The sequence below is a fragment of the Pseudomonas sp. MWU12-2345 genome (genome assembly GCF_023242385.1).
GTDB classification, from domain to species: domain Bacteria; phylum Pseudomonadota; class Gammaproteobacteria; order Pseudomonadales; family Pseudomonadaceae; genus Aquipseudomonas; species Aquipseudomonas gingeri_D.
Map to the genome: position 1 here is coordinate 378,636 of NZ_JALLJA010000001.1, position 13,060 is coordinate 391,695.

The 13,060-nt window shown below is 59.5% G+C and carries 10 protein-coding genes and 1 pseudogene; 6 read left to right on the forward strand and 5 right to left on the reverse strand.

The window, feature by feature from the left end; genetic code table 11:
• Positions 1-55: 55 nt before the first annotated feature.
• From M5C71_RS01730 to M5C71_RS01745, 4 genes and pseudogenes are all read right to left on the reverse strand, one after another.
• Positions 56-424, reverse strand: a complete 369-nt coding sequence (locus M5C71_RS01730) for a VOC family protein (protein WP_103497481.1) — start codon at positions 422-424, stop codon at positions 56-58.
• Positions 425-560: 136 nt separating this feature from the next.
• Positions 561-1,091 (reverse strand): GNAT family N-acetyltransferase, encoded by a 531-nt coding sequence (locus M5C71_RS01735; RefSeq protein WP_103497493.1) that lies wholly within the window; start codon positions 1,089-1,091, stop codon positions 561-563.
• A gap of 287 nt (positions 1,092-1,378) precedes the next feature.
• Positions 1,379-1,666, reverse strand: a complete 288-nt coding sequence (gene nadS, locus M5C71_RS01740; protein WP_103497480.1) for a NadS family protein — start codon at positions 1,664-1,666, stop codon at positions 1,379-1,381.
• Positions 1,667-1,668: 2 nt separating this feature from the next.
• A pseudogene (locus tag M5C71_RS01745) lies at positions 1,669-1,972 on the reverse strand (type II toxin-antitoxin system RelE/ParE family toxin).
• A 418-nt stretch (positions 1,973-2,390) separates the two neighbouring features.
• Between M5C71_RS01745 and M5C71_RS01750 the strand changes: the two are divergent.
• The 3 genes from M5C71_RS01750 (at position 2,391) to M5C71_RS01760 (ending at position 4,060) form a co-directional block, all read left to right on the forward strand.
• On the forward strand, positions 2,391-2,774 hold the full coding sequence (locus tag M5C71_RS01750) for a hypothetical protein (protein WP_103497492.1): 384 nt from the start codon (positions 2,391-2,393) through the stop codon (positions 2,772-2,774).
• A gap of 137 nt (positions 2,775-2,911) precedes the next feature.
• The gene (locus M5C71_RS01755) at positions 2,912-3,595 is read left to right on the forward strand and encodes a LysE family translocator (RefSeq protein ID WP_247263118.1); all 684 of its coding nucleotides are present in this window, start codon (positions 2,912-2,914) and stop codon (positions 3,593-3,595) included.
• Positions 3,596-3,661: 66 nt separating this feature from the next.
• Complete coding sequence (locus M5C71_RS01760; RefSeq protein ID WP_103497478.1) at positions 3,662-4,060, forward strand: DUF3224 domain-containing protein; 399 nt, start codon at positions 3,662-3,664, stop codon at positions 4,058-4,060.
• 45 nt (positions 4,061-4,105) lie between these two features.
• On the opposite strand, the gene M5C71_RS01765 is transcribed toward M5C71_RS01760, so the two are convergent.
• On the reverse strand, positions 4,106-5,245 hold the full coding sequence (locus M5C71_RS01765; RefSeq protein WP_103497477.1) for a lactonase family protein: 1,140 nt from the start codon (positions 5,243-5,245) through the stop codon (positions 4,106-4,108).
• Between the two features lie 501 nt (positions 5,246-5,746).
• Here M5C71_RS01765 and M5C71_RS01770 point away from each other — a divergent pair.
• The 3 genes from M5C71_RS01770 to M5C71_RS01780 are packed head-to-tail and all read left to right on the forward strand — an operon-like array spanning position 5,747 to position 13,060.
• Positions 5,747-6,829: an efflux RND transporter periplasmic adaptor subunit gene (locus tag M5C71_RS01770; RefSeq protein WP_247263154.1), complete on the forward strand. Its 1,083-nt coding sequence runs from the start codon at positions 5,747-5,749 to the stop codon at positions 6,827-6,829.
• A 52-nt stretch (positions 6,830-6,881) separates the two neighbouring features.
• Positions 6,882-9,947 carry an efflux RND transporter permease subunit gene (locus tag M5C71_RS01775; protein WP_103497476.1) on the forward strand — a complete coding sequence of 1,022 codons (3,066 nt, stop codon included), beginning with the start codon at positions 6,882-6,884 and terminating at the stop codon, positions 9,945-9,947.
• A complete protein-coding gene (locus M5C71_RS01780) occupies positions 9,947-13,060 on the forward strand; it encodes an efflux RND transporter permease subunit (protein ID WP_281438761.1) in 3,114 nt (1,037 codons plus the stop codon). Before M5C71_RS01775 ends, M5C71_RS01780 begins: the two co-directional genes overlap by 1 nt.

The following is a 13,060-nucleotide window of genomic DNA, read 5'->3' on the forward strand; positions in this document are numbered from 1 at the left end:
TGTCGAACCTCGCGACCTCCTTGATCCCTGCCGCGCCCAAACCGCCCGCTTTGGATCAGCTTGATGGTTTTGAAAAGATGTTTACCAGGCTGCCATCCGGATCACGGAGCAGCAGGGAGGTATTGCCCCATGGCATTATCGTTATTGGCATCACAACTTCCGCATCACTGACCCGAAGCAGCACGGCCTCGACGTCATCCACTTGAAACTCCAGGATTGCCGAGCGGTTGCTGGCGGCGACGGCCAATCCGTTGTTATGAAGACGGATCAGGCGCTCATCGCTTATCGCCAGGACGACTCCGTCGAAGTGTATTTCGGCGAACCCGTCAGCAAGATGCCTGGGCTCAATGGTCGAGAGATTTTGATAGAACTGGACGAGGTGTTCGAACTTACCGGTGACGAGGCGGACAGACGAGAATTTCATGATTTGACCTGACAGAAATGAGAGGCCTCAGCCTACGTCAGGCCTCTGTCAGTTTCTGGCAGTATCGTTTTGCAAAACCCGGAAAAAGGAGCAAAAAGTGGAGTCCCACTTTTCGCCGTGGGCGAATAGTCGGGTGTCAACCCTCAAATGTTGCCCGCTCAATTTTATAAAAATAGTTTTCTTGCTGACCCACAGGGAGCTGCTTTATTGATTTATGGGAGAACGTCCCACCGATCTTCTCCACTGCCCGCTGCGAGCGAATGTTTTGACTGCCAATGTGGAACCAAACGGTGTCGACCCACTGAAAGGCATGCTTGAGCATCAGGTGTTTAAGTTCTCCATTGGCACGGCCTCCCCATTTTTCCCGGGCTAGAAAGGTGTATCCGATAGCAACCTCACGTTTTTCCTCGCTGAACTCATAGTAGCGAGAACTACCGACTACGCTGTTGCTGTCACGGTCGATAACGACCAGCGCGCTCTGCGAGGTAAGGGCTTCGTTAAACCATTCGCGAAAGACAGGTTCCTGGTAGCGCGTCGGGCTCGGGTGTTGAGCCCAGATCAATGGGTCGGATGCGACGCGGTAAAGTGATTCGAAATCCCCGGCTTCCAGCGGGCGCAGCTCAAGTGACTCACCCAGAATTGATGGGGAGACGGGTAGTGCTTGCATCATTTTCTCCTGAGAATCGGATGGCTTGTTCGGCTGCATCCACATTGGGGGCTTCATCGGCTTTATCGTCATTGCAGGCAGCTATTTCGATCCATTTACTGACGACTGTAACTGTAACCCGCGACACTTCGTTGTCGTTAGCTCAAGAAGATAGAAATTGATCAGCGATAATGTCGTGATTGTTTGCTGTTCAGCAGAAAATACATCTGCTACTTACGAGTTTGAGCTGGTTGCTGCAGCGTGCTGAGTCAGCATCTTTCTGATGCAGGAGGCTGGCAAGGACTCAGTCAAACCGTCAAGGCGTTGAGCACATGTACAGGATCGTTGTGAATGGCCCTCAAAAGGGCTTTCGCTGGGCCAGTGGGTTCACGTCGACCTTGCTCCCAGTTACGTAGGGTACCTAACTGAACATCGATCATCGCGGCGAACTTGGCCTGACTCAGTCCAGTAGCCTTGCGAATCGCTTTGATCTGCAAGGCGTCGACGGTAAATTCGCGAGAGGGCTGACGCTCACCTCGCACGATTTCGTCCATTTGCTGCACACTTTCCATCAGCTCATCAAAGAATTTGCTCATGGTTATCTCCATTGTTCAATAACCGCTTTCAACGCCTTGCGTTCGTCGACGGTCAGGTCTTGCTGTTCATTCTTTGCATAGATCATCAGCAGAGCTATCTGTGATGCAGAGACAAAATGGTAGTAAATCACTCAAGCACCACCCCGCTTACCATGGCCTTTAGCCGCCACGCGGATTTTCCTGATTCCGCCAGTACCTTCAATGACATCGCCAGCCGATGGAGCCAATACCAAGGCCTTCTGAAAGCTCGCATAAGCATCGTCATCAAGCAGCTCTCTTGAAGATTGGAGTTTCAATAAACATCATAGCCAATTACGCCACTGACTTACTGTCGTGCAATCCTATACCTGAGCAGTGGTAGCGTTCACGCGATCTTCTGTAACGGTGTATTTATGCCAGCATGGATCGCCGATGGACGATCCATCGCAAGAACCAGGCGGTTTCTTGTTCCTAAGACACCGCTCAGTGGCGTCCAATCAGCATGCGAAATGACCTCCAGAAAAAACTCATATTTCCCACGCGTTTCAGGCATGGGAGAATATTGCGTGCGCCAAACGTCAGGGCTACTGTTCAAGTGTCGCTGCAAATTCAGCGATACGGGGTTTGCAGCCCGGAATAACAGAGTTCCTTTTCGTAGCAGAGGAGCTTTATCGTGACCAAAAAAAACACTCCCGATTCACATCCGATCAGCAGCGCGCTCAGCACCACCGACAAAGACATCTACTTGCGTAAGATCTCTGATCTCTCTACCAGCGGAAATGAGGAGGTCCCGGTCAGCGAGCCCCGTTTGCTCGACACCCTCGCATTCACCTGCGCCAAACCCGTCACTCCCGAAGCCCCGTACAAACCCACACTGTTTGCCATTCAACCGGGCATCAACGCCCAGGACGCACTGACCTACGTCTCAAACCTTCTCGAAACAGCAGAACTCAACGGCGATGAAATCAGCCTGCACACCAACCCCGTCGAGCGAGCGCTGTTCTGGGGCATGCTGCATTCGGTGGAGGTAGCGCGTGCGGTGGTGGACGCACTGCTTGAGGGCGCGTCTCCCTCTAATCAGCTAGCGTCCGCGTTGAACAATCACCCGATTGATCGCTCTGATCGGTAGGCTGGACCGCCAGGGAAAGACGAGGAGGGCAGCCGCTGGAGATCAGTCTGCACATAGTAGCCATCCGTTGCTCCGATGTGCAGGCTGTCGTGATCATGATCAGCCTTTGAGGCTGACCTTGGTGGCGTACCACTTGCATGCGACTGGCAGCATCTTTGGCAATTCCCACTGGATTAAGGATTTTCCCTTTGGCACTGCACCTTTGGTTTACTTTCGCCCTGGCCTACCTGGCAACGACCCTGTCTCCCGGTCCAAACGTACTCTTGGTCGTACGCAATACCTTGCGCCATGGGCCCCCAGCCATGGCTGTAACACTGCTCGGCAACCTTGTCGCTCAGTTGCTGGTGACCAGCGGCGTGGCACTGGGCGTGGGTGCTATCCTCATTGCCGTGCCTACGGCATTCCTGGCGTTAAAAGTCATTGGCGCCGGTTATCTGATCTACCTCGGGTTGCGCCAATTATTGGCCCGTACGCCAGTGGTCCGGTCAGAAGGTGAGCCGCAAACCAGTCCACCGTCATCGAAATGGAACATTGGTATGGAGGCGTTTCTGGTCTCCGCGAGCAACCCCAAAACGCTGATTTTTCTCTGCGCTTTTTTACCGCAGTTTCTTGATCATGATCGGCCCATTCCCGGGCAGTTCCTGATGATGTACCTGACCATTGCAGCTATCGTAGTGATCGTCCATTCGGTTTACTGCTACACCGCTTACCGATTCAGTAAACGCCTCAGCGCCGCGCATTGGGTCGTGGCCTTGAAGCGCACCACCGGGGCGATATTCATCGGTCTGGGCGTACGCTTGCTGAACACCAAGGCGCTGTAAGCCGAAATCCGGTAAATCCAATTTATCAGTATGGAAGTCACCCATTCCTTTCTTGAAGAACACTCCATGAAAAGCACACAAGCAAATGGCTCTTTTGAAATCAGACTAAACCCCGAAACCCTTAGCGAACCGGCTACCGGGACAGGTCTTGGACGCATGTCCTTCAACAAGGTCTTCCAGGGCGACCTCGTGGCGACCAGTCAAGGTGAAATGCTTTCTTTGCGCAGCAGTGTGCCGGGTTCCGCCGGCTACGTGGCGATGGAAACGGTGACCGGCACGCTTCAGGGGCGCAATGGCAGCTTTGTATTGCAGCACAGCTCCTCCATGACTCGCGGCGTAGCGGAGCAGTCCATTAACGTTGTGCCTGATTCCGCTACCGGGGAGCTTGCAGGGCTTGCCGGTCGCCTGGTGATCACGATTGAGGACGGTCAGCATTCCTACCAGTTTGACTACTCACTGTCCTGAGACCAGCAGGGAGAGGCGAGGGTGGTCGTGCCTCTCCCCGGCACTTCACGGATAGCTGACTGCCTGCACCCAGTTGGCGCCCTTGCCAGAAGGTGCACCGGAGCTACGCGTCAGCGTGCCGTGTAGCGGGTCGATGGCATACACACCCACCTCAGGGCTTTTCTCTCCGGTCACCAGCAGCCATTTCCCCGACGGATCGACGGTGATCCCCCGCGGTTGCTGTTCGACCTTGATGTTCTGCAGAAAGCTCAGCTTGCCGCTTTTGCCGTCTACCGAAAAGGCACTGACCGTGCTGCCGGTGCGTTCCGAGGTGTAGAGGAAGCGCCCGTTGGGAGTGAGCTTGATATCGGCGGCCCAGATCAGGTTGGCCGCCAGCGGTGGCGGTGTCGGTTGGCCAGGCTTGATCATCGGTCGGGCGATGCCGCGTACCAGGCCCGAGTCGGCGGGGATGGCATTGACTTCGGACAGTGCGCTCAGGCGTCCGCTCTTCGGGTCGATGGCGAATGTGGTCACGGTGCCGGCCATTTCGCTGAGCAGGTAGAGAAAGCGGTTATCAGCCGAGATCACCGGATGACGGGGACCACTGCCCTTGGGCATGTCTATATGCCCCAGTGGCGTGAGCTTGCCGCTGACGGCGTCGAACCTGAATTCCAGGTACTGATCGGAACCCAGGCTGGCGGCGTACACAAAGCGATTGGTCTTATCGACAATGATCGAGTGGGCGTTCGGGCCGGTCTTGATGACTTGTCGTACATCATCGCTCACCACACCCTTGGCATCGATGGCGTTGACGCTGATCAGGTCCTCGCCGTACGACGCACCAAACAGATAGCGACCGGCCCTGTCCGTCGAGATATAGGCCAGGCTGTCGGCCACGTTGGCGTTCTTCAGGTGCTTGAGAGCCCCGTTGGCCGGGTCGATGGCGTAGGTCGCTACCGAATAGGGTTTGGCGCGTATGGACGCATAGAGTTTGCTGCGGTCGGGGCTCAGCGCCAGGGGCATCACGCCGGCCCCGACGTCGGTGGTGGCCAGCGGCTGCAATTGCCCCTTTGCCGACAGCTCATAGCTGTTGAGCGTGCCGTCGTTGGCATTGGAGACGTAGACGTAGGTGTTGGCCCAGGTCAGTGGGGTGATCATCAATAGTGCGGCACCGGCGAAACCTTGAAGGGTTTTGGTTCGACTCATTTTAGGGACTCTTTATTGTTGTTTTTAATTGTCTGTCATCGTATGACTTGGTCTGATTGTTAAGCGGCCGCGCCTCCCTTGTCAATCCTGAGGCTGATCAGGGAGACAGGGGTTGCCTGTGTCGTTTGTGATCGATGTGGCATCCATCCGTATGACGGGCTGCTCCATGGTTTGGACGTCCGTGACGTCTTCACCAACGGAGCTGACTGCCGACCCGACGACTTGGGGAACTTCAGACTATTTCGAATGAGAAGGCGTAAAGGCTAGGCCGCGCCCGGCCGCGCGCGGGCATTTCTCCACGCCGCTCGTCACTTGCTTAACTGACAAGAGTTTCACGATCGGCGTACCGCCCCAGAAAGCTTAGGTTCAGGTTGCCGGGCGCAACCTCGATAGCAGACTAATCTTCAGGGGCATGGCCAGTGGCCGTTACCCGTAAAGAAACAAGCCCCAGGGGAGAGATGAGTGAAGCACAGCAAGGGAACAAGCATTCTGCTGGTGGTCGTGGTGCTGGGGCTTCTGGTGGGAGGCTGGGTGCTTTATCACAGCTTGAACAAGCCCAAGGGCAAACCGCCTTCGGTGGGCGATCCGGTGACGGCCGTCGCCGTCAAGTTGATGGATGTGCCGGTGTATATCGATGCCCTGGGCACGGTGACGCCGACCCGTAGCGTGACCATGGTCAGCCAGGTCTCCGGCATCCTGTCCTCGGTGGACTTCAAGGAAGGCCAGCGGGTCAACAAGGGCCAGGTGGTGGCGCGCATCGATGACCGCGCGCTCAAGGCCCAGTTGGCCCAGGCCAAGGGCGTGCTCGCCCACGACCAGGCGGTGCTGGTCAATGCCCAGCGTGACCTGGCGCGCTTTCGCGAATTGATCAAGGTCGGCTCGGTCAGCCAACAAACCCTCGATACCCAGGTCGCCACGGTGCAAGAGCAACTGGGGACAGTGGCCGCTGACGATGGGGCGGTGCAGAACCTGCAAGTGCAGGTGAGTTATTGCACCATCACCTCGCCGGTGGATGGCATCGTCGGCCTGCGCCTGGTGGACCCCGGCAACTTTGTCTCCGCCGGTAGCACCACGGGGATCGCGGTGATCACCCAGATGAACCCGGCAACCGTGGTGTTCGCGGTACCGGAGGACGATCTGGGGGCCATCGATCAGGCAATGACAAAGGGCAAGGTCGATGTCCTGGCCTATGACCGCAACAAACATAACCTGCTGGCCAGCGGGACCTTGCTGGCCCTGGACAACCAGGTCGACACCACCACCGGCACGGTACGGGTCAAGGCGCAATTCAACGACACCGGCAATGCGTTGTTCCCCAATCAGTTCGTCAATACCCGGCTCAAGGCCGATACCTTGCAGCAGGTTGCGGTGGTCCCGACCCTGGCGATCCAGCACGGCAGCAAGGGTGATTTTGTCTTCGTGGTACAGGGCAACAAGGCCAGCCTGCGCACTATCAAGAGCGGGCCGGTCAGTGGCGACCTGACGGCGGTGCTGGACAATGGCGTGAAAGTCGGCGAGCAGGTGATTACCGAAGGGGCCGACAAACTGGACAACGGCTCCGCAGTGAAGGTGGTCAGCCAGTGAGTTCAGCAATGTCTCAGACACTCTATTTGTGCCGGCCAGGTAGTCATTGCTCATGAACGTCTCCAGACCCTTTATCGAGCGCCCCATCGCGACCACGCTGTTGATGGTCGCCATCTTCCTGCTGGGGTTGCTCGGCTATCACTTTCTGTCGGTTTCGGCCCTGCCCGAAGTCGATTACCCGACTATCCAGGTCTTCACCCAATACCCCGGGGCCAGCCCGGATGTGATCAGTTCCTCGATCACTGCGCCGCTGGAACGCCAGTTCGGTGAAATGCCCGGCCTCAAGTCCATGGGTTCCACCAGTTCCAATGGTGCTTCGGTTATCACCCTGCAATTCGACCTGTCGCTGTCACTGGATATCGCCGAGCAGGAAGTACAGGCTTCGATCAATGCCGCCGGTACCTTCCTGCCGGCCAACCTGCCGTACCCACCGGTCTACAGCAAGGTCAACCCGGCCGATGCGCCGGTCCTGACGCTGTCGCTGACCTCCGATGTATTGCCCCTGACCAAGGTCGAGGACCTGGCCGATACCCGCCTGGCGCAGAAGATCTCGCAGATTTCCGGGGTCGGGCTGGTCACCATCAGTGGCGGCCAGCGCCCGGCGGTACGGATCGAGGCCAACACCTCGGCGCTCAACAGCATGGGCCTGTCCCTGGAGGATGTACGCACCGCCCTGGGCGCGGCCAACGTCAACCAGGCCAAGGGCAATATCGACGGCAAGTTCCAGGCGTTTTCCATCGGCGCCAACGATCAGTTGCAGTCGGCCGAGGAATACCGCGACCTGGTGATCGCCTACAAGAATGGGGCGCCGATCCGCCTGGCGCAGATCGCCACCTCGATCCAGGGCGCGGAAAACCCACGGCAGGCGGCCTGGACCAACGACACGCCTTCGATCGTGCTGAATATCCAGCGCCAGCCGGGCGCGAACGTGATCCAGGTGGTCGACCGGGTCCAGCAACTGCTGCCCACGCTGCGCGCCAGTTTGCCGGGGACCTTGAAGGTCAGCGTGCTGACCGACCGCACCCAGACCATTCGCGCCTCGGTCACCGACGTCCAGTACGAACTGGGGGTTGCGATACTGCTGGTGGTGCTGGTGATCTTCCTGTTCCTGCGCAATGTACCGGCCACGATCATCCCGGCCGTCACCGTGCCTTTGACCTTGATCGGTACCCTGGCGGTGGCCTACATCCTGGGCTTTTCCCTGAACAACCTGACCCTGATGGCGCTGACCATTGCCATCGGTTTCGTGGTCGACGACGCCATCGTCATGATCGAAAACATCACCCGTTACCTGGAGGAGGGCGATACACCGTTGCAGGCCGCGCTCAAGGGTTCGGCACAGATCGGTTTCACCATTATCTCGCTGTCGGTGGCACTGATCGCGGTGATGATCCCGCTGCTGTTCATGGGCGATGTGGTCGGGCGGCTGTTCCGCGAGTTCGCCATGACGGTGGCGGTGACCATCGTGATTTCCGCGATCATCTCCCTGACCCTGACGCCGATGATGTGTTCGCGCATGTTGCGCAATCACAGCGGGGAGCGGCGTCCGGACTTTTTCGACAAGATCAACGGCTACTACGTGCGTGGCCTGGACTGGATACTGCTGCACCGCACCCTGACGCTGATTTCCATCGTCTTCACCGCGCTGCTGACCCTGTTCATCATCGTGGTCATGCCCAAGGGCTTTTTCCCCGAGCAGGACACCGGGCTGATCCAGGGTATTTCCCAAGGCTCGCCCACCGTGTCGTTCCAGCAGATGGAGCTGCAACAGCAGAAGCTGGCCGCGCGGATTCTCAAGGACCCGGCAGTGGCCAGCCTGTCGTCCTTTGTCGGTATCGACCAGACCAACCCGACCATCAACCAGGGCAACCTGCTGATCAACCTCAAGGATCGCGGCGAGCGCGACAGCGCGGCGGTGGTGATTCGTCGGCTGTCGGATGCCAATGCCGATGATTCCGGGGTGCGCCTGTACCTGCACAGCGTGCAGGACCTGACCCTCGACGCGACGATCTCGACCACCAGCTACCGCCTCGGCTTGCAGGCCACCGACCCGCAGGTCCTGGAAGAGTGGACGACCAAACTGCTCTCGGCCATCGGCAAGGACCCGATGTTCAGCGATGTGCAAAGCCAGGCGATGCAGTTCGGCAACCAGATCCAGATCAATATCGACCGTGCCACGGCCTCCCGCCTGGGCGTGACGCCACAGGCCATCGATAACGTGCTGTACGACGCCTTTGGCCAGCGCCAGGTGTCGACCATCTACACCCAGCTCAACCAGTATCACGTGGTGATGGCCACCGACCGGCCACCGCGCAATATCGCCGACTTGCTGACCGGGCTCTATGTCACCACCAGCAGCGGTGCCGTGACGCCCCTGGCGAGCATGGCCACCCAGCAGGTGATCCGCACCCCGATCACCATCAACCGGCTGGGCCAGTTCCCCTATGCCGACATCTCCTTCAACCTGGCTCCCGGCCAGACCCTGGGCGCGGCCGTGACGCGCCTGGACCAGATTGAAAAAGACGTCGGCCTGCCATTGACGGTACAGGCCAACCTGGAGGGCGCCGCCGCGACTTTCCAGTCCTCGCTGTCGAACCAGATATTCCTGGTGGTGGCGGCGATTGTGGTGGTCTACCTGATGCTCGGTATTCTCTACGAGAGTTTCGTGCACCCGGTGACCATTCTCTCGACCTTGCTCTCGGCGGCCCTTGGCGCCTTGCTGGCGTTGTTGATCACCGGCACCCAGTTCGACATCATCGGCTTGATCGGCATTGTGCTGCTGATCGGGATCGTCATGAAGAACGGCATCATGATGGTCGACTTCGCCCTGGAGTTGCAGCGCAACGACGGGCTCGACCCGGTGGCGGCGATTCGCAAGGCGGCGGAGCTGCGTTTCCGACCGATCCTGATGACCTCCATGGCCTCGCTGTTCGGCGCGGTGCCGCTGGCCCTGGGCACCGGTATCGGTTCGGAGCTGCGCCATCCGCTGGGCATCGCGATCATCGGCGGGCTGTTGCTCAGCCAGTTGCTGACGCTGTTTTCCACGCCGGTGATTTTCCTGGCGATGAACCAGCTGGAACGTCGCTTCAGCAAGCGTCACGCCGAGACTGAGGGCTGATGCCGATGAACATCAGCGCGCCGTTTATCCAACGCCCGATTGCAACCATCCTGCTGGCGGTCGGCCTGGCCCTGTTCGGCTGGCTGGCCTTCCTGTTGCTGCCGGTGGCACCGTTGCCGCAAGTCGACTTCCCGACCATCAGCGTGCGCGCCTCGCTGCCGGGCGCCGATCCGGAAACCGTCGCCACGTCGGTGGCCACGCCACTGGAGCGGCAGTTCGGGCAGATCGCCGGGGTGACCCAGATGACCTCGTCGAGCAGCCTGGGCTCGACCCGCATCAACCTGCAATTCGACCTGAGCCGCAATATCGACGGCGCCGCCCGTGACGTCCAGGCGGCCATCAATGCCGCCCGCAGCAACCTGCCCAGCGATCTGTCGGGTAATCCGACCTACCGCAAGGTCAACCCGGCCGACTCGCCGATCATGATCATCAGCCTGACCTCCGACAGTGCCACGCCGGGCCAGATGTATGACGTGGCCTCGACCTTGCTCGAGCAGAAACTGCTGCAGACCAGCGGCGTCGGCGACGTCAACGTCGGCGGCGGGGCGCTGCCGGCGGTGCGTATCGAACTCAATCCGGACCGGCTCAACCATTACGGTGTCAGCCTGGAGCAGGTGCGCGCGGCGATTACCTCCTCGAACGCCAACCTGCCCAAGGGTGCGTTGTCCATCAACGACCAGTCCTACGGGATCGGCGCCAACGACATGCTGTTCAAACCCGAGGATTACGCGCCGCTGATAGTCAAGCAAAGCAACGGTGACGTGGTGCATATCGCCGATCTGGGTTATGTCCGCGAGGATGTCGAGGACCTGCGCAACTTCGGCCTGTCCAACGGCCGGCCGGCGGTGCTGCTGGTGGTGTTCAAACAGCCGGGGGCCAACGTCATCGAGACGGTGGACGCGGTCAAGGCCTCGTTGCCGTTCCTGCAAAGCTCGATCCCGGCCTCGATCAAGCTCAATATCCTGCTGGACCGCACCACCACCATCCGCGCGTCGTTGCACGATGTGGAAGTCACCTTGCTGGTGTCGATTTTCCTGGTGACCCTGGTGACCTTCGGCTTCTTCCGCGACTGGCGCAGTACCCTGGTGCCGGCCATCGTCGTGCCGCTGTCGTTGCTCGGCACCTTTGGCGCCATGTATTTCCTCGGTTACAGCCTGAACAACCTGTCGCTGATGGCGCTGACCATTTCCACCGGCTTCGTGGTGGACGATGCGATCGTTATCGTGGAAAACATCATGCGCCACCTGGAACGCGGCGAAAGCCGGGTGCAGGCGGCACTGGCCGGGGCGCAGGAGGTCGGTTTCACGGTGTTGAGCATCAGTGTCTCGCTGATTGCAGTCTTCATTCCTTTGCTGATGATGGGCGGCATCGTCGGGCGGCTGTTCCGCGAGTTTTCCATCACGCTGTCGGTGGCGATCCTGATTTCGATGCTGATCTCCCTGACCGTGACGCCGATGCTCTCCAGCATCCTGCTGCGCCCGAGCGAGGAGACGGGCTCGGATCACGAATACCCGGACTCGCGCTTCCATCGCTTCTATGACCGGACCCTGCTCTGGGTCGTCGAGCATTCGGCCTTGATGGGCTTGCTGACCGTGCTGGTCATCGTCCTTGCCGGTGTGCTCTATGTGCTGGTGCCCAAGGGGTTCTTTCCCCAGGAAGACACCGGGCGGCTGCAGGGCAGCATCATCGCGCCACAAAGTATTTCCTATGCGGCGATGCAAGAGGCCTTCAGCAAGATCAACCAGACCGTGTCGAAGAACCCGAATGTCGAAACTGTCGGTGGTTTTATCGGTGGTGGCGGTGCGATCAACAGCGGCCAACTGTTTATTGCCCTCAAGCCGGTCGGTGAGCGCAAGGATAGCGCCGACCAGGTGATCGCCCAGGTACGCAAGGCCCTCGGTGACCTGCCGGGAACCCGGCTGTACCTGCAATCGGCCCAGGACATCACGGTCGGCGGCCGGCAGAGCGGGGCGCAGTACCAGTACACCATGACCGCCGATGACCAGGCCACCCTGGATGAATGGGTGCCCAAGGTCGTCGCGGTGCTGCATACCCTGCCGCAACTGACCGATATCAACACCGACCAGCAGGACAACAGCCTGCTGGCCAACATCAGCATCAACCGCGACACCGCTGCCCGCCTGGGGGTCAATATCGGCAATATCGACCAGACCCTCTACGACGCTTTTGGCCAACGCCAGGTCTCGACCATCTACAAGTCGGCCAACCAGTACCACGTGGTGATGGAAGTGGCGCCGCCGTACTGGACCGATCCACAGACCCTCAAGTCGATCTATGTCCCGACCGGACCGGTGAGCTCCAGCCAGGTGGCCAACGCTACAACGCTTTCGGCAAGCGGCAAGACGCTGGTACCACTGTCGGCGCTGTCGGATACCGGCATCCAGCGCACGGCGATCTCCATTGCCCACCAGGGTACCTTCCCGGCGGTAACGGCCTCGTTCAACCTGGCGCCGGGCACCTCCATCGGCCAGGCCACGGTGCTGGTGGAAAATGCCGTGGCCCAGTTGCGCATGCCGGCCAGTGTGGTCGGGCAGTTCGCCGGCACGGCCCAGGTGTTCCAGTCGTCGGTGGCCAGCGAGCCGCTGCTGATCGTCGCGGCCCTGTTGTCGGTGTATATCGTGCTGGGGATGCTCTACGAGAACCTGATGCACCCGCTGACCATCCTCTCGACCTTGCCCTCGGCCGGTGTCGGCGCGCTGATCGCCTTGCTGCTGACCGGCACCGAGCTGTCGATCATCGCCCTGGTGGGGGTGATCCTGCTGATCGGGATCGTCAAGAAGAACGCCATTATGATGATCGATTTCGCCATTACCGAGCGGGTCCAGCACGGGCGCAGTGCCCGCGAGGCGATTCACCGGGCCTGCCTGATCCGCTTCCGGCCGATCATGATGACCACCCTGGCGGCCATTCTCGGGGCCTTGCCGCTGGTCCTGGGCAGTGGCTACGGTTCGGAGCTGCGCCGTCCGCTGGGGATTTCCATTATCGGCGGGTTGCTGCTCAGCCAATTGCTGACGCTCTACACCACCCCGGTTATCTATTTGTGGCTGGACAGCGCTTCCGAGCGGCTGCGCCGGCGCGGCAAGGAGTCTTGA

What these genes read in the sequence shown, in the direction of transcription:
- M5C71_RS01730 (WP_103497481.1), bottom strand. Translation starts at nt 424, where the DNA reads ATGAAATTCTCGTCTGTCCGCCTCGTCACCGGTAAGTTCGAACACCTC.
- M5C71_RS01735 (WP_103497493.1), bottom strand. Translation starts at nt 1,091, where the DNA reads ATGCAAGCACTACCCGTCTCCCCATCAATTCTGGGTGAGTCACTTGAG.
- nadS (WP_103497480.1), bottom strand. Translation starts at nt 1,666, where the DNA reads ATGAGCAAATTCTTTGATGAGCTGATGGAAAGTGTGCAGCAAATGGAC.
- M5C71_RS01755 (WP_247263118.1), top strand. Translation starts at nt 2,912, where the DNA reads ATGCGACTGGCAGCATCTTTGGCAATTCCCACTGGATTAAGGATTTTC.
- M5C71_RS01760 (WP_103497478.1), top strand. Translation starts at nt 3,662, where the DNA reads ATGAAAAGCACACAAGCAAATGGCTCTTTTGAAATCAGACTAAACCCC.
- M5C71_RS01765 (WP_103497477.1), bottom strand. Translation starts at nt 5,245, where the DNA reads ATGAGTCGAACCAAAACCCTTCAAGGTTTCGCCGGTGCCGCACTATTG.
- M5C71_RS01775 (WP_103497476.1), top strand. Translation starts at nt 6,882, where the DNA reads ATGAACGTCTCCAGACCCTTTATCGAGCGCCCCATCGCGACCACGCTG.
- M5C71_RS01780 (WP_281438761.1), top strand. Translation starts at nt 9,947, where the DNA reads ATGCCGATGAACATCAGCGCGCCGTTTATCCAACGCCCGATTGCAACC.